General features: G+C 41.8%; 24 protein-coding genes. 9 read left to right on the top strand and 15 right to left on the bottom strand.

Annotation, left to right across the window (positions count from 1 at the left end; genetic code table 11):
* Nucleotides 1-78 precede the first annotated feature (78 nt).
* The 3 genes from nagA to EQJ87_RS00830 form a co-directional block, all read right to left on the bottom strand.
* Nucleotides 79-1,227: an N-acetylglucosamine-6-phosphate deacetylase gene (nagA, locus tag EQJ87_RS00840; RefSeq protein ID WP_130122904.1), complete on the bottom strand. Its 1,149-nt coding sequence runs from the start codon at nt 1,225-1,227 to the stop codon at nt 79-81.
* Between the two features lie 127 nt (nt 1,228-1,354).
* Entirely contained in the window at nt 1,355-2,521 is a 1,167-nt protein-coding gene (locus EQJ87_RS00835) for a toxic anion resistance protein (RefSeq protein ID WP_130122903.1), read from the bottom strand.
* A gap of 137 nt (nt 2,522-2,658) precedes the next feature.
* Nucleotides 2,659-3,282, bottom strand: a complete 624-nt coding sequence (locus EQJ87_RS00830; protein ID WP_130122902.1) for a 5-bromo-4-chloroindolyl phosphate hydrolysis family protein — start codon at nt 3,280-3,282, stop codon at nt 2,659-2,661.
* 187 nt (nt 3,283-3,469) lie between these two features.
* On the opposite strand from EQJ87_RS00830, the gene EQJ87_RS00825 reads away from it, so the two are divergent.
* The 6 genes from EQJ87_RS00825 (at nt 3,470) to rsmG (ending at nt 8,493) form a co-directional block, all read left to right on the top strand.
* Entirely contained in the window at nt 3,470-4,489 is a 1,020-nt protein-coding gene (locus EQJ87_RS00825; RefSeq protein WP_130122901.1) for an NAD(P)H-dependent glycerol-3-phosphate dehydrogenase, read from the top strand.
* Nucleotides 4,490-4,558: 69 nt separating this feature from the next.
* A complete protein-coding gene (gene galU, locus EQJ87_RS00820) occupies nt 4,559-5,518 on the top strand; it encodes a UTP--glucose-1-phosphate uridylyltransferase GalU (protein ID WP_130122900.1) in 960 nt (319 codons plus the stop codon).
* Between the two features lie 377 nt (nt 5,519-5,895).
* On the top strand, nt 5,896-6,303 hold the full coding sequence (locus tag EQJ87_RS00815) for a NusG domain II-containing protein (RefSeq protein ID WP_130122899.1): 408 nt from the start codon (nt 5,896-5,898) through the stop codon (nt 6,301-6,303).
* Nucleotides 6,300-6,830 (top strand): Gx transporter family protein, encoded by a 531-nt coding sequence (locus EQJ87_RS00810; protein ID WP_130122898.1) that lies wholly within the window; start codon nt 6,300-6,302, stop codon nt 6,828-6,830. The genes EQJ87_RS00815 and EQJ87_RS00810 overlap by 4 nt, the downstream gene beginning before the upstream one ends.
* Nucleotides 6,821-7,780: a polyprenyl synthetase family protein gene (locus tag EQJ87_RS00805; RefSeq protein ID WP_130122897.1), complete on the top strand. Its 960-nt coding sequence runs from the start codon at nt 6,821-6,823 to the stop codon at nt 7,778-7,780. Before EQJ87_RS00810 ends, EQJ87_RS00805 begins: the two co-directional genes overlap by 10 nt.
* Nucleotides 7,777-8,493, top strand: a complete 717-nt coding sequence (gene rsmG, locus EQJ87_RS00800; RefSeq protein WP_130122896.1) for a 16S rRNA (guanine(527)-N(7))-methyltransferase RsmG — start codon at nt 7,777-7,779, stop codon at nt 8,491-8,493. Before EQJ87_RS00805 ends, rsmG begins: the two co-directional genes overlap by 4 nt.
* 99 nt (nt 8,494-8,592) lie before the next feature.
* Here rsmG and pyrF read toward each other — a convergent pair whose 3' ends face one another.
* The 4 genes from pyrF to EQJ87_RS00780 all read right to left on the bottom strand — a co-directional run bounded on the left by pyrF (nt 8,593) and on the right by EQJ87_RS00780 (nt 11,794).
* A complete protein-coding gene (pyrF, locus tag EQJ87_RS00795; protein WP_130122895.1) occupies nt 8,593-9,321 on the bottom strand; it encodes an orotidine-5'-phosphate decarboxylase in 729 nt (242 codons plus the stop codon).
* Between the two features lie 15 nt (nt 9,322-9,336).
* A complete protein-coding gene (locus EQJ87_RS00790; protein WP_130122894.1) occupies nt 9,337-9,999 on the bottom strand; it encodes an HAD family hydrolase in 663 nt (220 codons plus the stop codon).
* Nucleotides 9,996-10,931, bottom strand: coding sequence for a dihydroorotate dehydrogenase (locus tag EQJ87_RS00785; protein ID WP_130122893.1), 936 nt, complete (start codon nt 10,929-10,931; stop codon nt 9,996-9,998). The genes EQJ87_RS00790 and EQJ87_RS00785 overlap by 4 nt, the downstream gene beginning before the upstream one ends.
* A 74-nt stretch (nt 10,932-11,005) precedes the next feature.
* Nucleotides 11,006-11,794, bottom strand: a complete 789-nt coding sequence (locus EQJ87_RS00780; RefSeq protein ID WP_130122892.1) for a dihydroorotate dehydrogenase electron transfer subunit — start codon at nt 11,792-11,794, stop codon at nt 11,006-11,008.
* A gap of 303 nt (nt 11,795-12,097) precedes the next feature.
* On the opposite strand from EQJ87_RS00780, the gene EQJ87_RS00775 reads away from it, so the two are divergent.
* Genes EQJ87_RS00775 through EQJ87_RS00765 form a run of 3 tightly spaced genes read left to right on the top strand, consistent with a single transcriptional unit; the run spans nt 12,098 to nt 15,304 of the window.
* Nucleotides 12,098-13,309: an SPFH domain-containing protein gene (locus EQJ87_RS00775; RefSeq protein ID WP_130122891.1), complete on the top strand. Its 1,212-nt coding sequence runs from the start codon at nt 12,098-12,100 to the stop codon at nt 13,307-13,309.
* Nucleotides 13,310-13,355: 46 nt separating this feature from the next.
* Nucleotides 13,356-14,513, top strand: coding sequence for a TFIIB-type zinc ribbon-containing protein (locus EQJ87_RS00770; RefSeq protein ID WP_130122890.1), 1,158 nt, complete (start codon nt 13,356-13,358; stop codon nt 14,511-14,513).
* Nucleotides 14,510-15,304: a TPM domain-containing protein gene (locus EQJ87_RS00765; protein WP_130122889.1), complete on the top strand. Its 795-nt coding sequence runs from the start codon at nt 14,510-14,512 to the stop codon at nt 15,302-15,304. The genes EQJ87_RS00770 and EQJ87_RS00765 overlap by 4 nt, the downstream gene beginning before the upstream one ends.
* A gap of 29 nt (nt 15,305-15,333) precedes the next feature.
* On the opposite strand, the gene EQJ87_RS00760 is transcribed toward EQJ87_RS00765, so the two are convergent.
* The 8 genes from EQJ87_RS00760 to EQJ87_RS00720 form a co-directional block, all read right to left on the bottom strand.
* Entirely contained in the window at nt 15,334-15,870 is a 537-nt protein-coding gene (locus EQJ87_RS00760; RefSeq protein ID WP_190289012.1) for an rRNA large subunit pseudouridine synthase E, read from the bottom strand.
* 45 nt (nt 15,871-15,915) lie between these two features.
* Nucleotides 15,916-16,821, bottom strand: coding sequence for a type 2 periplasmic-binding domain-containing protein (locus EQJ87_RS00755; RefSeq protein ID WP_130122887.1), 906 nt, complete (start codon nt 16,819-16,821; stop codon nt 15,916-15,918).
* A gap of 238 nt (nt 16,822-17,059) precedes the next feature.
* The gene (locus EQJ87_RS00750; protein ID WP_130122886.1) at nt 17,060-18,238 is read right to left on the bottom strand and encodes a DUF916 and DUF3324 domain-containing protein; all 1,179 of its coding nucleotides are present in this window, start codon (nt 18,236-18,238) and stop codon (nt 17,060-17,062) included.
* A gap of 69 nt (nt 18,239-18,307) precedes the next feature.
* Nucleotides 18,308-19,117, bottom strand: a complete 810-nt coding sequence (locus EQJ87_RS00745; RefSeq protein WP_130122885.1) for a WxL domain-containing protein — start codon at nt 19,115-19,117, stop codon at nt 18,308-18,310.
* The gene (locus tag EQJ87_RS00740) at nt 19,098-19,430 is read right to left on the bottom strand and encodes a hypothetical protein (RefSeq protein WP_130122884.1); all 333 of its coding nucleotides are present in this window, start codon (nt 19,428-19,430) and stop codon (nt 19,098-19,100) included. Before EQJ87_RS00740 ends, EQJ87_RS00745 begins: the two co-directional genes overlap by 20 nt.
* A gap of 29 nt (nt 19,431-19,459) precedes the next feature.
* Nucleotides 19,460-20,455, bottom strand: coding sequence for a DUF916 domain-containing protein (locus EQJ87_RS00735; RefSeq protein WP_190289011.1), 996 nt, complete (start codon nt 20,453-20,455; stop codon nt 19,460-19,462).
* Between the two features lie 19 nt (nt 20,456-20,474).
* A complete protein-coding gene (locus tag EQJ87_RS00730; RefSeq protein WP_190289010.1) occupies nt 20,475-22,472 on the bottom strand; it encodes an RTX toxin in 1,998 nt (665 codons plus the stop codon).
* Nucleotides 22,473-22,487: 15 nt separating this feature from the next.
* A complete protein-coding gene (locus EQJ87_RS00720) occupies nt 22,488-23,018 on the bottom strand; it encodes a hypothetical protein (RefSeq protein WP_223804465.1) in 531 nt (176 codons plus the stop codon).
* Nucleotides 23,019-23,137: the final 119 nt, after the last annotated feature.

Below are 23,137 nucleotides of genomic sequence, written 5' to 3'. Positions count from 1 at the left end.
GTTAAAATGTTTGCTTTTTTTAGAATTGATCAGCAAATAAAGCCTCAAGTTGCCACATGGGACTTGAGGCTTTATTTCTTATGCTTGATAACGTTTTTCGCCGTCAAGGTAAGTTGCAACAAGCTCTAATTCCTCGTTAAGAACGATGAAGTCCGCATCGTGTCCAACTTTGATTTGACCACAAACATCGTCGATATTTACTGATTTTGCTGCTGTTAAAGAGGCCATCATGATGGCTTGGGCTGGTGTGGCAATTCCCCAGTCAACCACATTTTTCACAGCTGTTTTCAAAGTCAAAATAGATGCCGCGGGACGTCCCGTTGGCAACCAAGCTGCACCATCACGAACTTCTACTTCGTATTCACCTAACATATAAGGACCGTCAGGAAGACCAGCAGCACGCATTGAATCTGTAATCAAAACAACGTGGTCTGCTCCTTTTAATTTCATAACAATTTCTGCTGCTTCTGGACGCACATGATGCCCATCACAGATCAATTCGGCATATGTATTTGGCGTGTTAAGGATTGCGCCAACCATTCCTGGTTCTTTGTGGGTCATTCCTGACATTCCATTAAAAGTATGTACCCACATCGTCGCTCCTGCTTGAACTCCAGCAACAGCTTGTTTGTATGTCGCATTTGAGTGACCAAGTGCGATGACTACTCCAGCTTGTGTGGCTTTGCGAATGAATTCTTCTGAGCCTTCGCGTTCAGGTGCTAAACCAATTTTTTTGAGCATTCCATGAGCCGCTTCTTGCCAATCTTCAAGCTCCCACATTTTGGCATCACGCATATATTTCGGGTTTTGTGCGCCTTTGTGCTCCTCAGTAAAGAATGGCCCTTCAAAGAAGATTCCACGGATTTTCGCGCCACGAGCTTCTTGATAATGTTCGCCAACAACCGTACACACAGCTTTCAGTCCTTCATGATCATCTGTCAAGGGACTTGGCAAAAATGAAGTTACGCCAGCTGAAAGCAATCCTTCAGACATCGTCCCCATGATTCCTTCGACTTGAGCATCTTGGGCATCAGCTCCACCAAAGCCGTGAATATGCGTTTCAACGAGCCCTGGAGCGATCGATTGTCCTGAATAGTCTAAAATTTCTGCATCAGCAGGTGCTTGAGCCGTCCATTCACCAAATTTCCCGTCTTGAATTTCTAAGAATCCACCTTTTTTTACTTCATAAGGATAGAAAAATTGTTCAGCTTTAATGTAATAAGACATAATATTCTCCTGTTTTGTTTTCTTTCATTTTAACACCCTTTTTCCTTTTTGTCAACAAATCGTATATACCAATTTACTGACGGATTTTCTAAAAAAATTACTGACCTTTTCGTCAGTAATTTCTCTGCTATTTATTTGATAATTGTAAGAGTTTTTGTTTGATTTCGTCTTCCATTTTAGATAATTCAAGTTCACCTTGCTGACGTTTTTGACGTCCTTCTGCTTGAATGCGCATGGTTTCTTGAATAGTATCCACCAGATTTTGTTGAGTCAATTTGAGCGTTTCAATATCAACTAAACCGCGCTCATTTTCAATCGCTGCTTCAATGGTTGAATTTTTCAACATTTCTGAGTTTTTCTTGAGCAAATCATTAGTTGTTTCTGATACAATCCGTTGACTGGTCAGCGCATCTTTTTGTTTCAAAAGCGTCAGTGCAATTGCGACTTGGTTTTTCCAAAGCGGTATTGCTGTGTTGATTGAAGTTTGGATTTTTTCCGCTAATTCTTGGTTCGTGTTTTGAATCAAGCGAATCTGTGGCGCTTGTTGAATCGTCAACTGACGCGCCAAACGCAAGTCATGCGCCCGTTTTTCCAAGCGGTTCTTGTAGGCTTCTAAGTCATTGACTTTTTGAACCACAAGGGCGTTATCTGTGGAAGCTTCGGCTTCTTTGCGCACTTTAGGCAAGGTTTCACTTTCAAGTTCTTGAACCTTTAATTCGGCACCAGCAATGTAAACATTCAATGCTTTAAAATAATTGAGATTTTCATCATACAATTTGTCCAGAGTTTCATTATCTTGCAAAAGCCCTTGTTGCTCATTGTTTAATTTGGCGGAAATTTTATCAATTCCTGCACCAATTTTTTGGTATTTTTGTGTGACTTCAAAAATGGAACGCTTCACTTTCCCAAACATTTTGGTGAAAAGTCCCTTATTTTCTGCCACCAATTCATTGGGATTGGCTTCTTGCAAATTGAACATCAAATCCGTCAGTGAACTACCGACTTCGCCCAAATCTTGCGCTTGTACTTTATTGAGGACGCTTTGTGAAAAAGCCGAAATTTTATCTTGCGCATTTGCTCCATAAGTAATCACCGACTGCGCGCTGTTTTCGTCCAATTGTTTGGCTAATTCTTTTGCTTTTTCTAATTCTTCTGGCGAAAGTGCGTCAACTGCTGCTAAAGCTGCACTTTGATGCATTTCGACAATCTCTGATTTTTGTTGTTCATCTAATTGCTCTGCTTCTTTGATGACTTTATCTTTCGTCATCAAATCATCTAAAATTGGATTATCCATGAAATTTATATCCTTTGCACACTTTTCTTATATTATAAACGATTCCTGCCAGAAATGACAGGAATTTTTAACTTTTTTACTGACGAAAATAGAGAATTTACTGACGAATTTATTCTTGCAATCCGTCAGTAATTTGGTCAATCAAACTTGACTTGGTTCTTAATCACTTTCACATCATCCATGAGAATTTCATGATAATTCTTAGAAATTGAAGCTGACAGTGTCTTAATTAAAAGCAATGTTTCATCAAGGTCACGTTTGATTTCCTCGGTCCGAACCGCTTGTTTTTTCATCTCAATAAATTTCTCAGTCAGTTTGACCATGTTTGGCAAATCTTTATAGAGAAATTCATTTTGTTTGGTCAACTCTTGTGGGTTTTGCACAATGTATTTGAAAGTATGCTTGCTCGCATCCAGTCCTCCTGTTACGGACTCAACGACTTGCAAATCATCATCTTTCTTAGTTTGTGCTTCCCACGTTTTAATACTTGTCTTAGCTTCTGCTAAATTTTCTCTAAAAATTTTAATGTCACTGTCAGAAAGACCAGCTTCGTGGTAACGTTCAATGTTTTCTTTTAAACTCATTGCTTTATCTTCGTAACCTCCCATTTTATCTTGACGATTTTTGCGCATAAAAGCAATCCCGATAATCATCTTGATTACCAAGAAAAAAAGGATTAAACCGAAAATCATATTCACCATTCCCCAATGACCGTCCCCTGACATCATTCCTTGATTATGTACAAATAAACTGACTGGCATTTTTTCCTCCTGCTTGCGTCCTGTTCTCACAAGTTTCTAACTTTTAAAATTCTTTTTTTGATTAACCGCTTTGGTTATATCTCTATTTTACCACAATATTTAAAGGCTAAATCATACTTAGGGCTGATTTTTATTCCTGCTTATGTTAAAATGAAAAGGAAAAGAAAACGAAGAAAGGATCATTTCTATGAATCCACAAAAAATCGCTGTCCTTGGCCCAGGGTCTTGGGGAACTGCTCTTTCACAAGTGCTTAATGATAATGGTCACGACGTTCGCATCTGGGGAAATAGTCCTGAACAAATTGCTGAAATCAACACCCAGCATACAAATACACGCTATTTTAAAGAAGTTGTTTTAGATGAAAAAATCAAAGCCTATGATTTATTAGAAGATGCACTTGCTGGTGTTGACGCCATTTTGTTTGTTGTTCCAACGAAAGTCACTCGCCTTGTGGCTCAACAAGTCGCTCAAGTCCTCAAACACAAAGTTCATATTTTACACGCCTCAAAAGGATTGGAACAAGGAACACATGATCGCATTTCAACAATTTTGGAAGAAGAAATTCCTGCTGAAGTTCGAGGCGAAATTGTCGTGGTTTCTGGTCCTTCACACGCTGAAGAAACCATTGTTCGCGATATCACTTTGATTTCAGCCGCTTCAAACGATCATGATGAAGCAAAATATGCGCAATGCATTTTCAGTAATGACTACTTCCGCCTCTATACTAACACTGATGTAGTGGGTGTTGAAACGGCTGGAGCCTTAAAAAATATCATAGCTGTTGGCGCTGGTGCTTTACACGGACTTGGTTTTGGAGATAATGCAAAAGCAGCGATTATCACACGCGGTCTTGCCGAAATCACCCGTCTGGGTGTAGCAATGGGCGCAGAACCATTGACTTACAGCGGTCTGTCTGGTGTTGGCGATTTGATTGTTACTGGTACTTCTATCCACTCACGCAACTGGCGAGCGGGGGATGCGCTTGGCCGTGGTGAAAAATTAGAAGACATCGAACGCAACATGGGCATGATTATTGAGGGCGTCTCAACTACAAAAGCAGCCTATGAACTTGCTCAGCAATTAGAAATCGATATGCCCATTACAGAAACCATCTACAAAGTGCTATACGAAGGGCTAGATGCAAAAGCTGGTATTCTTGATATCATGCGCCGTGAAACACGTGCTGAAAATGAGTTTAAAAATTAAAAAGCAATAGTATTTTTACCCCAAAAGTGCTATAATGTAATCGTTTAATAAAAGGAGCTAATAGGTATTATGGATCAACTTACACATCCGTCATTGAACCCAGCTAAAGCGAAAAAAGTGCGTAAAGCCGTTATTCCTGCTGCTGGACTTGGAACACGTTTTTTACCAGCGACGAAAGCTATTGCTAAAGAAATGTTGCCAATCGTTGACAAACCGACCATTCAATTTATTGTTGAAGAAGCTTTGAAATCAGGAATTGAAGATATTCTGATTGTTACTGGTAAAGCAAAACGTCCAATCGAAGATCATTTTGACTCAAATATCGAATTGGAACAAAATTTACGGGAAAAAGGAAAGATTGAACTTCTTAAACTTGTTGAAGAAACAACTGATATCAATCTTCACTTTATCCGTCAATCACACCCAAAAGGTTTGGGACACGCTGTCTTGCAAGCCAAAGCCTTTGTTGGGGATGAGCCATTTGTTGTCATGCTTGGCGATGATTTGATGAACATCAACGGTGAAGGAATTCCTTTATCTCAAGAGCTCATCAATGATTATGAAAAAACACACGCATCAACCATCGCGGTAATGAAAGTTCCTCATGAAGATGTAGACAAATACGGTGTGATTGAACCAAAAGGTGAGGTTTCTAAAGGACTTTACAACGTTGAACGCTTTGTTGAAAAACCAAATGTTGATGAAGCACCTTCTGATCTTGCAATTATCGGACGCTATCTCTTAACACCAGAAATTTTTGATGTTTTGGAAAATCAAGCACCAGGAGCTGGTAACGAAATCCAATTGACTGATGCAATTGAACGCTTGAACAAAACACAACGTGTTTTTGCTCATGAATTCACTGGTACACGTTATGACGTGGGCGATAAGTTTGGCTTCGTTGAAACAACGATTGAATACGGTCTTGAACATCCACAAATTAGCGATAATCTTAAGGCTTATATCATTGCCAAAGGAAAAGAGCTTGCTCAAGAAGAAAAATCAAAAGCAACTAAAACCGAAAAATAATTTGTAAAAAAGGACTCAATGAGTCCTTTTACTTTTTGTCAAAACAGTCAAAACAAAACCAGCAAATAGGAATCCTATACCAGCAAACCAAGAGGACTGACCTGTTCCAAAGAGATGTTTTAGGAGAATAATTACTCCAATCACCAGAAAAAATCCGCCAAAAAAGGGGAGGATATGGTCTTTTCTCATCTTTCAACCTTCTTTCTAAAAAATGTCGTGTTTTTTCTATTATACGCTCATTTATCACTCAAATCAATGAACAGCTTGAGTTTCTTTGAAGTTTTTGCCTGTTTCTAAGGAAGTCCTTAAGTTCTCTTATGTCAACGACTTTTTGATTGCGTGAAATTTTTCATTAGTTTTGCTATAATAAGTCAATAATGAAATTATTTAAAAACACGATGAGCTTTTTTAAAAGCATCAAAACAAAACCTTTGGACTTTATCATTATTTTCGTGTTATTTTTAGCTTCTTTTTCAACCCTTTTTTTCTTTGCTAGCGGACCTACTGGCGCTCAAGCGCAATTGCGAATTGATGGGCAAGTAAAGCGAACTTTTAACTTACATCAAGATCAAATTTGGACTTATCGGGACAAAGATGGTGATTATAATAAAATTCAGGTAAAAAATGGAGAGATTGCTGTCATTGAAGCGAGTTGTAAGGATCAAATTGATGTTAAGCGAGGCTTTATTTCTAAAGTCGGGGAAACAATTGTCTGTTTGCCTCATAAATTAGTGATTGAAGTCATGAGTGGTCAAAAAGACAAGCAGGTGGATTATACAACATGAATATCAAAGAATATGTCTATGTTTCGCTCCTAACGGCGGTAGCAGTCGTCATGGGAATTATTGAAAATATGCTTCCTCCTTTTTTCGCTTTTGCTCCTGGGGCTAAGATTGGTTTGGCGAATTTAGTAATGGTTATTGCCCTTTTCACTTTAAACTGGCGCAAGGTCTGGGTCATGCAAATTTTACGCTTGCTCATCACTGCGCTCTTTACTGGTTTTTCTGTTTTTCTTTATTCCTTTGCAGGAGGAATTTTATCGCTCTTAGCAATGTATCTGATGAAACAATTGGGGCCAAAATTGGTTTCGATGATTGGTATTTCGGTAGTGGGAGGATTTTTCCATAACTTTGGGCAATTGGCCATGGCTGCGATTTTGGCCAAAGCTGGCTCTGTGATGCTTTATCTTCCCTGGCTAGCCTTTTTTGGAATCCTTGCTGGTTTTGCTATCGGTATTGGTGGAAATCAGCTGATTAGTCGGGTAAGACCGATACAGCAATTATTTATCAAGGAAAGTAAACAATGGACGTAAAAAATACATTTTGGAAAGATTATCCTGCGCTTGAAAAGCAGCTCTCTCGAGTTCAAAAATTGATGAAAAGTCATGTGCTGATTAAAAATAAGGCAATTAAAGCAGCGATTTTTGATATTTTTGATGCGGGTGGAAAGATGCTCCGACCTGCTTATTTATTGCTTTTTGCTGAGTTTACGGATTTGGCCGATGAGGAAAAATTAGCGCTGGCCGCAAGTGTTGAAATGATGCACACGGCAACTTTGGTACACGATGATGTGATTGACCGTGCGGATACAAGACGTGGTGTGCCTACGATTTCGGCCAAATACGGGCCAGAAATTGCGGTTTATGCGGGTGACTACTTGTTTATTGCCGTCTTCAAATTGATGTCGGAACATTCTTTGGAATTATCTAATCTGTCCAAAAATATTGGCTCTATTGAGCGCTTATTAGGGGGAGAATTGGGGCAATTGAATCAACATTTTGATCTGCACCAAACACTTGATGCTTATTTGGAAAATATTTCTGGCAAAACTGGTGAGTTATTTGCGCTTTCTGCTTCTGTCGCTCCTTTGATTGCCAAAAATAATAGTTTGGCAAATCGGGCCTACAAAATTGGGATGAATATCGGGATTGCTTTCCAAATTATGGACGATTATTTGGACTATGCAGCAAGTGCGCAACAACTGGGCAAGCCTGTGCTTGAGGATATTAAGCAAGGAATTTATTCGGCGCCTGTGCTCTTTGCCTTGCAGGAAAATTTTGATGAGTTGGCTACTTTGATTGAGGCGAAACGTTTTGACGAGGTTTACGATTTCATTCGCCACTCTGGCGCCTTGAGTGCGACTAAGGCGCTCGCTCAATCTTACACTCAATCTGCTTTAACTTTGATTGACAAATTACCTAAAGGCGAAAATCGGGAACGAATCGCCGAAATTACTAGAAAACTTTTGGAGCGTACTTTATGACCCCTGATGAATTTTTGACACAATTGGCTACTTTTGATATTACGCTTTCAGAGCGTCAAATTGGCCAGTTTAAACGTTATTTTGAGCTGTTGGTGGAATGGAATGAGAAAATCAATCTGACTGCAATTACTGAAGAATCTGAGGTTTATCTTAAACATTTTTATGATTCCATTGCCCCTATTTTGTATCAACAGATTACAAACCGTCCGGTCAGCATTTTGGATATTGGGGCTGGGGCTGGATTTCCTAGTTTACCGATGAAAATTATTTTTCCAGAACTTCAGGTTACCATCATTGACTCACTGAATAAACGGATCAATTTTTTGGCTTTGTTGACTGAGGAATTGGGACTCGAAAAGGTGACTTTGCTTCATGGACGAGCTGAGGATTTTGGTCAGGACAAAACTTATCGGGGACAATTTGACTTTGTAACAGCTCGGGCGGTCGCACGTTTGTCTGTGCTTGCGGAATTTACGATTCCTTTCTTGAAAAAAGATGGCATTTTACTTTCTTTAAAGGCTGCACAATTTGCCGAAGAGTTGGCTGAGGCCAAAAAAGCAATTGCTACACTTGGCGGAAAATTCAATTCCGAAATTGCTTACGAATTGCCAAATGGTGATGAACGTCACATCGCAGTGATTGAAAAGAAAAAGGAAACGCCTAAAATCTACCCGCGTAAGGCTGGAACTCCAGGAAAAAAACCTATTCAATAATTACGTCAGTAAATTCTCTTAGAAAAAATGCTGACGTAAGTTTAAAATAAAAAATCGGCGCTGATTTGCCGATTTTTTTTTGTTTAATTAGAGCTGGTATCAAGAATTTTTTGTTGATTGCGCCCATTCTATTTTGATGGAATGGTAGGCGTTCACGGGGTCTGCGGCTTGCGTAATTGGACGCCCTACGACAATGTAGTCTGAACCGATTGCTCTGGCTTGACTCGGTGTCATGACGCGCTTTTGATCACCCACTGCTGCGCCTTTAGGGCGAATCCCTGGGGTCAGGCAGATAAAATCTTCGTGGGTTGCAGCTTTGATTTTTTCAACTTCGTGAGCGGAACAGACCACACCGTCAAGTCCTGCTTCGTTTGTTTTTTGCGCGTAGTTGATTACTGACTCTTCAAGGGTCGTCATGATTTTTTGGTCATTATGCATGATTTCTTCAGAGGTTGAGGTGAGCTGAGTCACGGCAATAAGGAGAGGGCGGGTACGACCTGCTGGCGTTCCCATTTCCAAGCCTCGTCTAGCAGCGCTCATCATTTCCAAACCGCCTGCTGCGTGAACATTGACCATATCAACACCGAGTCGGGCGAGGACACGCATGGAAGATTCGACGGTATTGGGAATGTCGTGAAGTTTTAAATCGAGAAAAACACTGTGTCCAAGCGACTTGACGTAGTAGACGACTTGAGGGCCTGCGGTATAAAAGAGTTCCATGCCAAGTTTGATATAGAGTTTTTCTTGAGGGTCAAATTTTTCGAGGAAGTCTTTAACATCAGAAAATTCTGGGAAGTCGAGGGCGATTACGGGTCTATTTTCTTGCATTTTTTCTACTTTCTTTTAAGGGTATTTTGTCTCATCTATTAAGTATGTTTTGAGTTCTGATACGTTGGCTACTAGGGCAGTTGCACCGGCGTTTTCAAGCTCTTTTTTGCTTCCATAGCCATAGAGAACACCGATTGAGGCAAGCTTATTGTCCTTTGCGCCAAGGATATCAAATTTACGATCACCAATCATCACAGTATCGGCAGGAACAATCTGATAAGATTTTAGGGCGTGAGCGATGACTTCTGATTTTTTACTTCGACGATTGTCTAGCGTTGCCCCGACGACAGCCTTAAAATAAGGGGCTAAACCAAAATGTTCGATAATCTGCTTAGCAAAATTTTCTGGTTTGGACGTCGCAACAAAGAGCTGCTTACCTGATTTTTTCAAGGCCTCTAAAAGTTCAACTATTCCGTCATAGAGTTGATTTTCAAAGATTCCTTTTTCGGCAAAATAGCTTCGATAATAGGTGATAGCCTGCTGTGTTTCTTCTTCTGTGAACGCATAAACATTTTTGAAGGACTCTTGCAAAGGAGGGCCAATGAACTGAAGTAATTTTTCTTTGTCCTCTTCAACTCTTCCTAATTTCTCTAATGCGTATTCTAAAGAATTAACAATGCCTTTGGCTGGCTCTGTCAACGTCCCGTCTAAATCAAATAAAATCGTGGTGTAGCTCATTTTCTACTTTCTCTCACTTCTTTAACCAGATTTTCTAGAGTATCAATGCCGTATTGATCCATGAGTTCAGGGAGTTTTTCAATGATTTTTGGACAGACGAATGGGTCGGCAAAATTGGCTGTTCCAACGGCCACGGCTGAAGCCCCCGCCAGATACATTTCTAAAACGTCTTGGGCTGTTGCGACACCCCCCATGCCAATAATCGGAATGTTAACAGCTTGGGCCACTTGATGAATGAGTTTGAGGGCAACAGGCTTGATTGCTGGGCCAGAAAGTCCACCGGTGACATTTGCCAAAATCGGCTGGCGGGTTTTCAAATCGAACCGAACACCCATGAGCGTGTTAATCATCGTGAGCCCATCAGCACCTGCGGCTTCTACTGCTTTAGCAATCGGCACAATGTCCGTCACATTTGGTGAAAGTTTCACATAAAGTGGCACTTTGCTGACCGCTTTACAAGCCTTCACCAAACTTGCGGCAACTTCGGGATTTGTGCCAAATGCTTGCCCGCCGTGCTTGACATTGGGACAGGAAATATTGAGCTCAATGGCTTTGACATTTGGGGCATCACCGATTTTGGCGCAAACGGCGACATAGTCGCTTTCTTCTGATCCTGCGACGTTGGCAATGATGGGTAATTCTGGGAAATGGTCGTGTAGCCAAGGTAGTTTTTCAGCCATGACGACTTCTAAACCGGGATTTTGCAGGCCAATTGCATTGAGCATTCCGCTCGCTGTTTCGGCGACACGCGGCGTTGGATTTCCAAAGCGAGCCTGCAAAGTGGTCGCCTTAATCATAATTGAGCCAAGTTTGTCCAAATCATAATAGCGGGCGTATTCTTCACCAAAACCAAAACAGCCTGAAGCTGGAATAATCGGATTTTTCAAGTCGAGTCCGGGTAATTTTATTGAAAGACGGTTTTTATCAGTCATTTTTTCTCCATTTTTAATTTCGTCAGCATTTTCTCTGGCGATTTTCAGTTTCGTCAGTAATTTCTCTGGTGATTTTAGAGGAAAAGTTGTTTACCACGAAAAACTGGGCCGTCTTCACAGACTTTGAGGGCGTGATTTTCATTTTCTTTGTCGTGTTCAACGCAGGCGTAACAAGCACCGACACCACAGGCCATACGACTTTCCATGGAAATGTAGAGCCGCTCAAGCGCGTCATATTTTCGGGCAACCGCTTTAAGCATAGCAGGCGCACCACAGGTATAGACAGCATCGGCTGTCACTGTAAGCTCGTCCATAAGCAAACCAACATGACCTTGAGTTCCATAAGAACCATCATCTGTGGCGATTTTTAGCTTAAGATTTTTCAAGGCTGAAAATTCAGCTTCTAAAATTTTGACGTCGGCTGAGGCAAAGCCAAGCAGAACGGTCATTTGGCAGCCTGTCGCTTCCAATTGCTTTGCCAATTCGTAAAGGGGTGGCACACCAATCCCCCCACCAATAATCAAAATTTCCTCGCCTGCTTTGACTTCATCAACAGGAAAACCATTGCCCAAAGGCCCTAAAACATCAACGACAGCACCGGCTGTGAGACGTGAGAGGGCGTAAGTCCCCGTTGTTTCATCGCCTACTCGGTATAAAAGCGTGCAAGTTTGAGCCGCTTTATCCCAACTGGAAATCGAAATTGGTCTTCTCAGCAACATTGCCGAATTTGGCACTGTAAGATGTAAAAATTGTCCCGGCAAATCCAACTCAGCGACCATTTCGCCTGTTAAAATCAGTTCAAAAATCTGCTTGGCCACTTCACGTTGGCTGACAATCGTCATCATTTCTTGTAATTGGGGCATTTTTTCTCCATTTCTCTAACAAAAAAACACTTGCGGACGACCTACAAGTGTACTAAAAAATGGGAATTTTCCTGATAAACAGGGCATCCGCGTCAATTTTCCGTATCCTTGTAAGCCTCTCTGGACTTCTTTAAAGGTTTGGTCATATTATAACCTAAATTTAGAGATTCGTCAAAAATTTTTTGAAAATTTTTCTCCGACTTTCGACTGATTTTTAGGAATTTCTGTGTATTCGATAGGTTTTGTCTTAGATTTTTGTTATAATGAAAACGGATAATATTTATTTAGAAAAGGAAAAAAATTATGGGAATTATCAAAGCAGCAACGAGCGCTCTGGGCGGTTCTTTGGCAGATCAATGGCTTGAGGTGATCGAACCAGATGAGATGTCTGATCAAACGGTGTTCACTAAGGGAGTTAAAGTACGAAAAGATGATAAACGCGGCTCTAATCGCAAAGGAACAGCCGATGTCATCACAGATGGCTCCGTCGTTCATGTTTATGAAAACATGATGATGCTCTTGGTTGATGGCGGAAAAATCATTGATTATACAGCTGAACCCGGCTACTATACGGTCAAAAATGACACCGCACCCTCAATGTTTAATGGCGATTTACGTGATTCTATCCAAGAATCTTTCTTCCGCTTTAAATTTGGTGGGGTGACTCCACAAAAACAACAGGTTTTTTATATCAATTTGCAGGAAATCAAAGGCATTAAGTTTGGAACGGCAACGCCTTTGCAGTATTTCGATAATTTTTACAATGCGGAACTCTTTTTGCGCACACACGGCACTTACTCCATCAAAATTACGGATCCACTGGCTTTTTACGCCAATGTCATTCCGAAAAATGCAGACCATGTGGATATTCAAGAAATCAATGAGCAGTATTTGGCTGAATTTTTGACGGCTTTGAACACCTCTATCAACCAGTATTCGGCTCAAGGTGAACGGGTGTCATTTTTAACTTCAAAAAGTATGGAACTCAGCAAATATATGGCTTCTGTTCTTGACGAGGATTGGAAACAATTGCGTGGAATGGAAATCGTGGCGGTTGCTGTGGCGAGCATTTCCTACACGGATGATAGTCAAAAACTCATCAATATGCGTAACCAAGGCGCAATGCTTGGCGATGCCAATGTACGTGAGGGTTATGTGCAAGGGGCTGTCGCACGTGGTCTGGAAGCTGCTGGATCCAATACTGGTGGGGCGATGAATGCTTTTATGGGCATGAATCTGGGCGGACAAAATCTGGCTGGATTTTCCCAAACGAACCAAGCACAGATGCAAGCTCAACAGGAAAATGCTGCTGAAACTTGGACTTGTGCAGACTGTGGCACGAAAAATACAGGGAAGTTTTGCTCCAACTGCGGTCATGCTAAACCGGCATCAGCAGTCGCTATGCCTGAGTTGAAAATGGCCTGTAATGAATGTGGCGCAGTGGTCAATTTGGCAAATGGCGTTCCTAAATTCTGTCCTGAATGTGGCAAAGCCTTTGTGGCAAAAGCTTTGTAGGAGTTAAAATCAACGGACTTCATGAGGACGATTGGGGAGAATTTTAATGTCTGAATCTAATGTATTGACGCACAAATGTCCAAATTGTGGTGGGCCACTGCTTTTTGAACCTAAAAGTCAAAAATTTCACTGTGAATATTGTGGTTCTAGCTTCACCGAGCAAGAGGTCACAGCTTTTGAAGCGCAACAAAACGCTGCCAAGGTTTCAGAGGATTCCGTCAGCGATTTTTCTGCGTCAGCAACCGGAGAAATTACTGACGAAAATAAAATCGTCAGAGAAAATGCTGACGAAACTGAAAAATCGGGAGAAAATGCTGACGAAAATACGGTTGGGCTCTTTCTTTGTCCTTCTTGTGGCGCTGAGCTTGTCACTGACGCAACAACTGCCTCGACTTTTTGCTATTATTGTCATAATCCCGTGGTGTTGACTGAGCGCTTGTCGGGACAATTTTTACCTGAAAAAATCCTGCCTTTCCAGATTGAACGTGAGGAAGCCGAGCAAGAATTTTTGGACTGGGTGGGACGGAAAAAATTTGTCCCCAACAGCTTTTTTAATAAAAAACAGATTCAAAATTTATCTGGGGTTTATTTTCCTTACTGGGCGGTGGATGCTGCTTTGAATGGTGAACTTTCGGCTGATGCGATGAACTTACGCGTTTGGGTAGTCGGCGACACCGAGTATACGGAACATTCCAAATATGCCATTTCACGAGCTGGTCAGACGCAGTTTCGGGATTTGATCAAAAATGCCTTGACCAAAAACTTGTCCGACAAAATGGTAGGGGCTGTTCAGCCCTTTGATATGCGCGCTGCAATTTCTTTTAAAAATCAATATTTATCAGGATTTTTGACTGAAAAACGGGATATTGAGTTTGCCGAGATGAAAGAAAATGTCGAACAGGAATTTCGTCAGTACGCTGACGGACTCATGGAATCGACCATTGTGGGCTACAATTCCGTCAGCAATCTGCGCAGTCGTCAGCAAATAAATTTGCTTGATGAAGCTTATGTCTTGCTGCCCATCTGGCTGGTCACTTATAAAGAAAAAGGCAACAACAAGCTCTTCTACTACGCGATGAATGGCCAAACCGGCAAAGTGGCTGGTGTCTTGCCCATTGACAAAAAGAAATTGTGGCTAGTTTCATCCGCTCTTTCACTTGTCGTTTTACTTTTGGGAATCTTTGTGGGGTATATGATGTCATGAGAAAAAAATTTATTTTTGTTGCGCTGTTTATCGTGAGCTTGGGCTGTTTCTTTTTTCCAAAAACAGCAAGTGCCACAACTTTCCAATCAGGAATTGACGACAGCGCCCAGCTTTTGGGAAATGATTTAGCCAATCTCGAAGCCAGTGCCCAAGGGCTAGCTAGTCAAACCAAAGCAGGCATTTTCGTAGTCACTACTGAATCTGACCAGCCAGCTGATGAAATGGCCCGCTCTTATTTGGCGGACAAGGTCGGCGCTGGCAACAATGGCGCAGTGCTAGTCATCAACATAAATCTGCGCAAAGTTTATATCTGGGCGACTGGAAATCTCAAATATTATCTGCCGTCCAGCCGGATTGAAAGTACGCTTGACGTTGTCCAGCCTGCTTTGAGTGCAAATGATTATCGAGCAGCGGTCAGTGGATTCTTTGACAAGGTCAGCACTTATTATCAAAAGGGCATTCCGACATCCAGAAAATACACCGTAGATTCTGAAACAGGAAAAGTCACTTTTCATCGCAGTTTTCAACCCCTTGCCCTGCTGATTGCATTGCTCATCGCCCTCGTCACTGGCGGCTTGTTTGCCTGGAACATCTATCGCAGCTACCAAATGAAAGACCGTCACGCCGTTTGGCGCTATGATTACGGACACAATGGCGAATTGAAATTGACCAAGCAACAGGACATTTTGGTCAATACTTTCATCACAACACGCCCTATTCCACGTCCTTCCTCTAATAATAGTGGAGGATTCAGTGGTGGCGGCGGTTCTGGTGGCGGTCGTAGTTTTTAAAAAGAAAAAAGGAATCCCAGTGATTCCTTTTATTTTTTGACAATTTTGTAGTCGCCAGACGCCAAGTCGCCCAGCTCATATTCGCCAATTGACCAGCGAATCAGACGCAAAGTCGGAAAACCTACTGCCGCAGTCATGCGACGAACTTGACGATTTTTCCCCTCTTTGATGGACAGCTCAATCCAACTTGTCGGGATGGCTTTACGCTCCCGAATCGGCGGATTTCGCGGCCAGAGCCACTCTGGTTCTTCAATCAATTTGACTTTGGCTGGCAAAGTTTTGCCGTCTTTAAGCAACACACCCTGACGCAATTTTTGTGCGGCCTCTTGCGAAAATTCACCCTCGACCTGCACGATGTAGGTTTTAAACGACTTCGATTTTGGATCGGTCAACAAGTGATTTAATTTGCCATCGTCAGTCAACAAAAGCAAGCCCTCACTGTCTTTATCAAGCCGTCCAGCCGCATAAACTCCAGGAATTTTGATAAAATCCTTCAACGTTTTGCGCCCTTCACCATCCGTGAATTTCGTCAGTACATCGTAAGGTTTATTAAATAAAATAATCATTATTTCTCTTTCAATTTTTATAAAAATAAAGCGAAACTGCCCAAATCAGCTCCAAAAAATTTCGTCAGCAATTTCTCTCACAGAGCATTTGGACAACGCATCATAAGCCTGCACAGCCAAAATCAAAGGATTTTTGCCCGTCAGCTGAATGCTACGTCCATGTGCTGCCCTATCTTTCGCCAAAAAAGCTAAAAAATACCAGTCGTCATCAAATTTTTGCGCCAAAGCACCCACTGCAAAAGCAGAATTTTCCTGAGCCAAAGCCAAAAATTTTCGCTCTGCAAGTGCCATTTGCTCCGTTTCCAAATCAGAAACCTGCCGCAACAAACCAAAAACCGACTCATCATCCATGCGACACACAAGCCCCAAAATCCCCTGTGCAACAGCCGGCACGCAAGCACTCGGACACAAAGGCTCATCAAGCAAACTTTCTCGCTCGCTCAACGCTTGCCAGTCTGCCGGAGCAAGCACCAAACCATCCAATTCTCCACTAGCAAGCTTTGCTCGCCCTTCTTCAAGATTTGCAAGCACAGCTACTTCTTCAAACGGCGGAAAATTTTGCTCCAGCTGAATTTTTTGCCTTGAAGCAGATAGTCCAAGACGCAGGCCACCCTCACTTATCCGTCGCTCAGAACTTGCCGGATAAACCACCACATCCAGCGGATTAGAACGTTTTGGATGCGCCGCAAGCACCAGCCCCTCAGGCAAATCGACTGGCAAATCTATCAAACGATGTACCGCAAAATCAATTTCGCAAGCAATCAAGCGCCGCTCAATTTCTCTTACCACATAAGCATTTTCCGTCAGATTTTCTCGCTGACAGTCCCCCAGTGTAGCCGAGACTTCCACCACTTCAAACGCCAACTCCGGTTGCATCGCTTTGAGCAATTCAATCATTGCCTGTGTTTCTTTCACCTCTGACGCCTTAGTCGCCACTTTTATTTTTCTCATTTTTTATCATTTCCAATCAAAACACTGATTCGTCAAAAAAATCAGCAGAGAATTTACTGACGAAAATTTCCGTCAGCAAAAAAGTCAACTTCTTTGCCAAATTTAGCCCTTAAAACTTTTCGTCAGCAACTTCTCCTATTTTACCAAAAAATTCGCCCATTCGCTCCAAAAAATCAACATTTACAAAGGCAAATAAAAAACTTCCCATTCAAACTGGAAGTTTTCATCAGTAAATTTTTCAATCCAAATCCTTTTTTTGTTGATTCAACTGCTCAATAAGCGCCTCCTGCGCCCTTATTTTTTCCTCAAGCAATTCCTTCTCACGCGCCTCCTGTTTATCTCGCTTATGCCGCCGCCACAAAAGATAAGCCAGCAGTAAGAAAACAAACAAAACACCCAAAAGACTACTGATTAAGAACCACGAATGACCTTCTTTCACCGTCGGATCGCTCTTGTTCAATTTTTCAGCCTTTGCCGCCGAAATGCTAAAGTCCTGATCAAATTTCCACTGATAACGATAAGTCTGCTGCTTGCCCTGCGTTTGTACCTTATATTTTCCCTTTGGATCCGTTCGAGCGCTCACTAGCAAATGTAGCTCATACTCCCCCGCCTTTAGTGGGTCTGAAACGCGCGTTGCCGCAGATTGCGCACTCGTTGGAATTGCCAAATTAAAATTCGTATTCGGAGCCATTTGCATCATCGGATGCGTCAGCGTATATTTAAGCTTCGGATTTGCTTTGGACACAACACTGGCCTCCACATTCATCGTGTTCAGATAAGCCATTACCGGATTTTGTAAATTTGCTTTGATAACATTTCGCCCATTTACCTGCCCCACTTGGATTTTTCCCAATTTAAGTATCGGAGAAACTTCCGTTTTATTTTGCCGCATCACCAAAGCAATCGTATAAGAATAAGTATTCTTTACCGAAATACCACTCGCCTTTTCCCCATCATTTTCTTGCCCCACCTCTGAAAAAGTCACACCTCCAGCAATCACTCCATCAAAATTTTCCGCAGGCATCGCCACATCAATCATCATTTTTTGCCGACTCAGCGCAGGCAAACTCACCCTTTTCGGCACCTTAGCCAAAGTCGTAAGCGGGTATTTCAAAGAAGAATCAGTCGAAATTTTCGTTGGAGCATAATCAACCACCCCAGCATCATTCGTCACCGCATTAGCCAAAGCCACCTCAATTTCCACAGGTTCCTCAGTCGTGTTGGACAACTCTACTTGCAATTGCTGCTTCTGACCCGCAGCCAATAACAAATTGAAATAACCCAGCCCCTCCTCAGCCTGATTGTCAGGAAGTATTGGCTTTACCGTATATTGCGTTGTATCCGCCAAATTTTTTGATCCCATACCCAGCCCGAAAATCAAGACTCCTATCATCAAAATCAACCTAATCTTACGCATAGCAACTCCCCCATTTCTAACCTTTAAAAAAATGAGCTTCTCTAATCGAGAAACCCAATTCAAAAACTTCTAAGTGTTCCCTGGTGCATTATACAAATTCCAATTCAAAGTTGTTGTATAATTCGCAGCCTTAGCCGAACCAGCCGGCACACTTAGCGTGATATTCGGATCAACTTTCTTAACCGTATTATTCACACTATCCAAAGCTTCAGGATCATCAATCAAACTCGCCCCTAATTTCTCACCAAAGTTAAGCAAGTTTGTCCCTGTTCCCGTTCCAGCATCCGCTTGGAAAATATTAACCGCTGTTCCAGGAGTCAAAGCATGAACCGCCGTATTTCCTGCCGAGGTAGCCTTGTTTGCCGAAGCCGAAACAACATTATTTGTCCCATCAGCATTAAAGGTCAAGACCGCATTCGTCAAAGCTCCAGCAGTCCCTCCCTGAAACTGAGCCGTCTGCGTCAAGGCAACTGACCAACCCAAAGGCCCTGTTGGCGTCCCACGGTTATCCGTGACCTGCATAAACTGCGGAATCGCTTTACCCGATCCATCATCAGCAGCCCAAGCATTCCAAGTATGAGCGTTCACCGCATCCACATAATGCGTTCCAAAATTTAATGCTGGAACATAATCAAGCGTTAACCCATCCGTCGAGGCCACCGTTGGTGCATTCGTCATCCCTGGTGTCGTCGGTGTAATCTGCGTCTTACCATCTGCAGGTGAAACTGGTGCTGAAGGTGTTAATTTTGCACGAAAACTAATTTTCGCATCACTCGTCGTATTTCCGACCGTCGCAGCGTGTGCACTTGTAGCCGCTGCACTCAAGAGAAACAACGTTGCAAGCGTTGATCCTGCTAAACTAATTGTCATTTTTTTCATAAGAGTTCTCCTTCTCTTTTTGGCTTGTCAAGCGTCCCCTAGTGAGTGTGGCTATCACAATGATAAAACCAACGATGACCATTCCCCCCGTACTCAGCTCATCATCACTCACTTTTGGCAAACTTTCATTTCCCAAAGTCAATTGACTTTTTGTTTGATTTTCCCGAAATTCCGGAGGCTTTTCGGGCGAATTTTTCTCAATAAACCCAACTTTTCCAACACTATTCGTCGCTTGTTCTCCTTGAGCAAAAGCATAAGATCCCACAAGGAGCAAAAGCACACTCAGTAAACAATAAAAGTATTTTTTCTTCACCTTTGCTCCTTTCCTTACAAGATTTCGCCCTACTTGTGAACAAACTTTCTAGCAAGCTCATATAAAATCATACCAACTCCGAACAGACCAACAATCCCCAGAACAATTTTTAAACCTTTTTCTCGAAATTTATCAGTACCTACTTTACTCACCTGACCCGATGGACTAACTTTTAACCTCTGACTTAACGTTTGCTCGCCTGCCTTAACCTCTAAAAGATAAGTCCCTTTCTTCAAAGGCTTCTCCTGCTCCAATTTCAAAGGAACCAAAGCCTGAGGCACGACAGCCGTCTGCGGAATTTTCACCTCCGATACCAACTGACCCGAAGCCTTTTTCAAACTCGCCCTAATTTTAACCCCTTCCAGAAGCACCTGATTAGGATTTTTGACTTGAACCGTTTGAACACGTGGCTTCAATTCCCCCAACGCCAAATCTAATTTAGCAGCTTTTGCTAACTCTTCACCCTCTAACACAAGAGCAATCGTTTGACTATACACATTCAAAATCCCGTTTTTGCGATCTTTTTCTTGAGGTTTTCGCGTCACGTTAATCCCACCAATGACCTGCCCCTTCAGCGCCTCTTTGGGAAGTTCAAGCTCAAACGACACGAGCTGACTCTCCCCAGGACTCAAACGAAGTTCTGTCTGCTTTGCAGTCTTGGGCAAATCAAATCGGATTCTTTGATTAAAATCAAAATTCTTATGTTCCTTAAGCAAAAACGCCTCCGCTTTTGCCTTTGGCAAACTATAATCAACAACAAAGTTCTGATTATTAACTGCCTGATTGGCCGTCAATTCAAGAATACTTTCCTGACTTCCATTATCAATCTTCAACTTGAGTTCAATTTTTTGATCTTTACCCACTTTCAACCACCAATAAGACAAATTTTTATCTTTTTGATGTTCTTCAAAGATCGGTTGAACACTAAATCCTCCCGTATTCTCTTGCACCTCAACACTTTTAAGACAAATCACACTCAACAAGCTAAGAAATAAAAGAAGAAAGTTTTTTTTCAATTTATTCATTCTTTCCCCCTTTAAAATCTTAAGTTGGCCCATCCACAACCGTATATTGGAAAGTTCCAGCATTCACATTCGTTTGTGCTAACAAGCTATTATTGGCTTTAAGATTAAGTCCACTATCCGTGGGAAAAGTCATCGTATACCAAGAACCCGCTCCCGTCGCCTTGATCCAGTCGGGTAAAGTGTTTGAACTGAGTGAAACAATTTGTACAGCCGTATTCAAACTAAGCAATTGAGCCGCCTTAGTCGTCGGATCTACCCAATAATACTGTAAACCATTAGAAAAATTATTTTGAAGCATTTTCACCTGTACGCGCAAGCTAGGAACCTGCCCACGATCATCACCAATCACCAAAACCTCTGAAGCATTTCCATTGATTAATGGAGACCAAGAACCATCTACTGGCGTTCCATTTTGCGCTGTTGGATCTAAACTGATGTTAAAGCTTCGATTCATATTAGAAAGACTTCCGTCTATTTCCAAACCATTAGGCTGATACCAAGAAATATATTTACCCGAAGCGATATTTCCAACATCTGTTGACGAATAATTATTAGGACTCAAACTCGTCACTTGCAAAGTCGGATTAAACGTAGTCAAAGTCCCTGTGTTTTTACGATACCAAATGTCCGTGCTGCTCGCATTGATTTGTCCCCGATTCGGTCGAACCAAATCATACGACCCGTCAAAAACATAAGAGCTTGATGAAGAGTGTGTCCGCAAGCCCCCTCCAGTTATCGTAATCGGAAAAGTAAGCACTGTCGTTGCAAAAACCGCTCCCCCGTTCGTGTTCAACGTAACAACCTTAGGATCATTCATTGTCAAACCACTGGTCAGCCCCGGTGCTGAGGAGATCAAATTCTGACCCGGACTCAGATTATTCAAAAGCACACTTGATCCTTGAGCAAAATTCCATTTGACTGGAGCCAGTCCAACAAGAGGAATCGATAAGAGACTTCCGAGGTTAATAACCCCACCCGTCGTAGCCTTCAAAGTCGCATTTTGACCCACATTGACATTCCAAGCACTTAAAATATCCAAAGACATAAACCAACCTGTCGATGAGGTAGAGGCAGTGTTTACTGTCCCATTGATAATAAAATTACCGTTGATATTCCAAGTCAAAGGTCCTGTTAAAGCAGAAAGTAATGCCCCCTCATCAGCATAAAGTGTTGCTGTTTTATTGAGATTCCAAACCAGAGAAGCTCCTGCATTAACTTGTAAAAGTGAACCATTATTCGTGTAATATACATTGTAAGGCTGATCATTGCCCCAACTTTGATTGAGTGTTGTTGTCCCACTCAAAACCTCTGTATACCCACCGCCCTGAATCCATTCTCCTTGGTTATCTATCCCAGCTGTTGTTGCATCACTCAACTGATTATTTTGTAAGACATTAAACGTATTGTTTCCTTGGAAAAGCACTTTCCCATTATCGTTTCTAATGGGTTGAGCACCATAAATCGCAGCACCATTTGTCACCGTGACATCTTCATAAGTCACTGTCGCTTGAGCATTAGCACCCTTCATTTGAAAAATGCCACCCGTAACATTGTTGATGATTTTAGCTTTTTTAACCATCAATTTAGTCGTACTCGAAATCGTTCCACTAGAGCCAAACGCTCTCGTCGTACTATCATTACCCGTAATATTTTGAGCTGTTAAATAATTCGTATCATTATCAAGATAAAGGGTATGATTATTTCCTATTATAGTCAATGATTTATCACTAATCACTGTATTAGTAGTATTTATCACCCCACTCCCCGCAATATCAGCACTAATATTAAGATATACCGTATTTTTAGAAGCAGTAGTTGGCGTGACTGAACGGTAAGTATCAATCATATCCTGCCAAGTTGCCGCATTATAGTAAGTCGCTCCAGCGACACCAGTTATACTTCCAGTTGTATCAACACTACCAGTCAAAACAGCGGCCTTAGTCAAGTTGGTTTTTCCTACTGTAAAAACAAAAACACAAAGGCTCCCCAAAAGGAGAATAAATCTTTTAAATGTCATGTCATCTCCTTTCTACTAGGGGCCACTAATCAGCGTCGAACTAATCGTTGCCTTATATGAACCTGTTAAAATAACTTTACTCGCACCATCCACACGAATTTGAGCATTAACAGCACCACTTGTCATCCTTCCATTAGCGCTCGTACCACTACGAATCACCTCACCATTTTGCTTAAAAATATTAACTGCAGAGCTTCCTACCAATTTTCCGTCACTACTATTAGCAACAGTGAGATAAAAAGCCGTAACTGGTAGAATCTGACTACCAGAAGTTAAAGTAAACTCGCTCACAGATTGTTGCAAACTAAAACTTGTACTAGTCCCTGAAAGATTTGTGATATAAATCGGACCACTTGCATTAATATTGAAACTAAGCAAACTTGCAGCTGCCGTTTGACTCCCAAAATCTAAACTCGGTGCGTTAACGGTCCAGATATTGTTAGTTGGAGCTGTCACAGTGATAAAACTCTGAGCACTCGTATTCTGACTGTCTATCTGATTGTCTGCTTTCACATTTTTAGAAAGGATGAGCAATAAGAAAGACAAAAAAGTGAATAACTGAATTATTTTTTTACCTTCATAACCACCACCATCCTTTCTCTACTGTAAGGGCTTTATCGTAATCTTTATAATTCATTTATACCTTATTCCACACACCTTGTCCA

Origin of the sequence: Lactococcus sp. S-13, from assembly GCF_004210295.1 — a bacterium.
Taxonomy (GTDB): domain Bacteria; phylum Bacillota; class Bacilli; order Lactobacillales; family Streptococcaceae; genus Lactococcus.
This window is presented reverse-complemented; position numbering and strand designations above follow the sequence as displayed.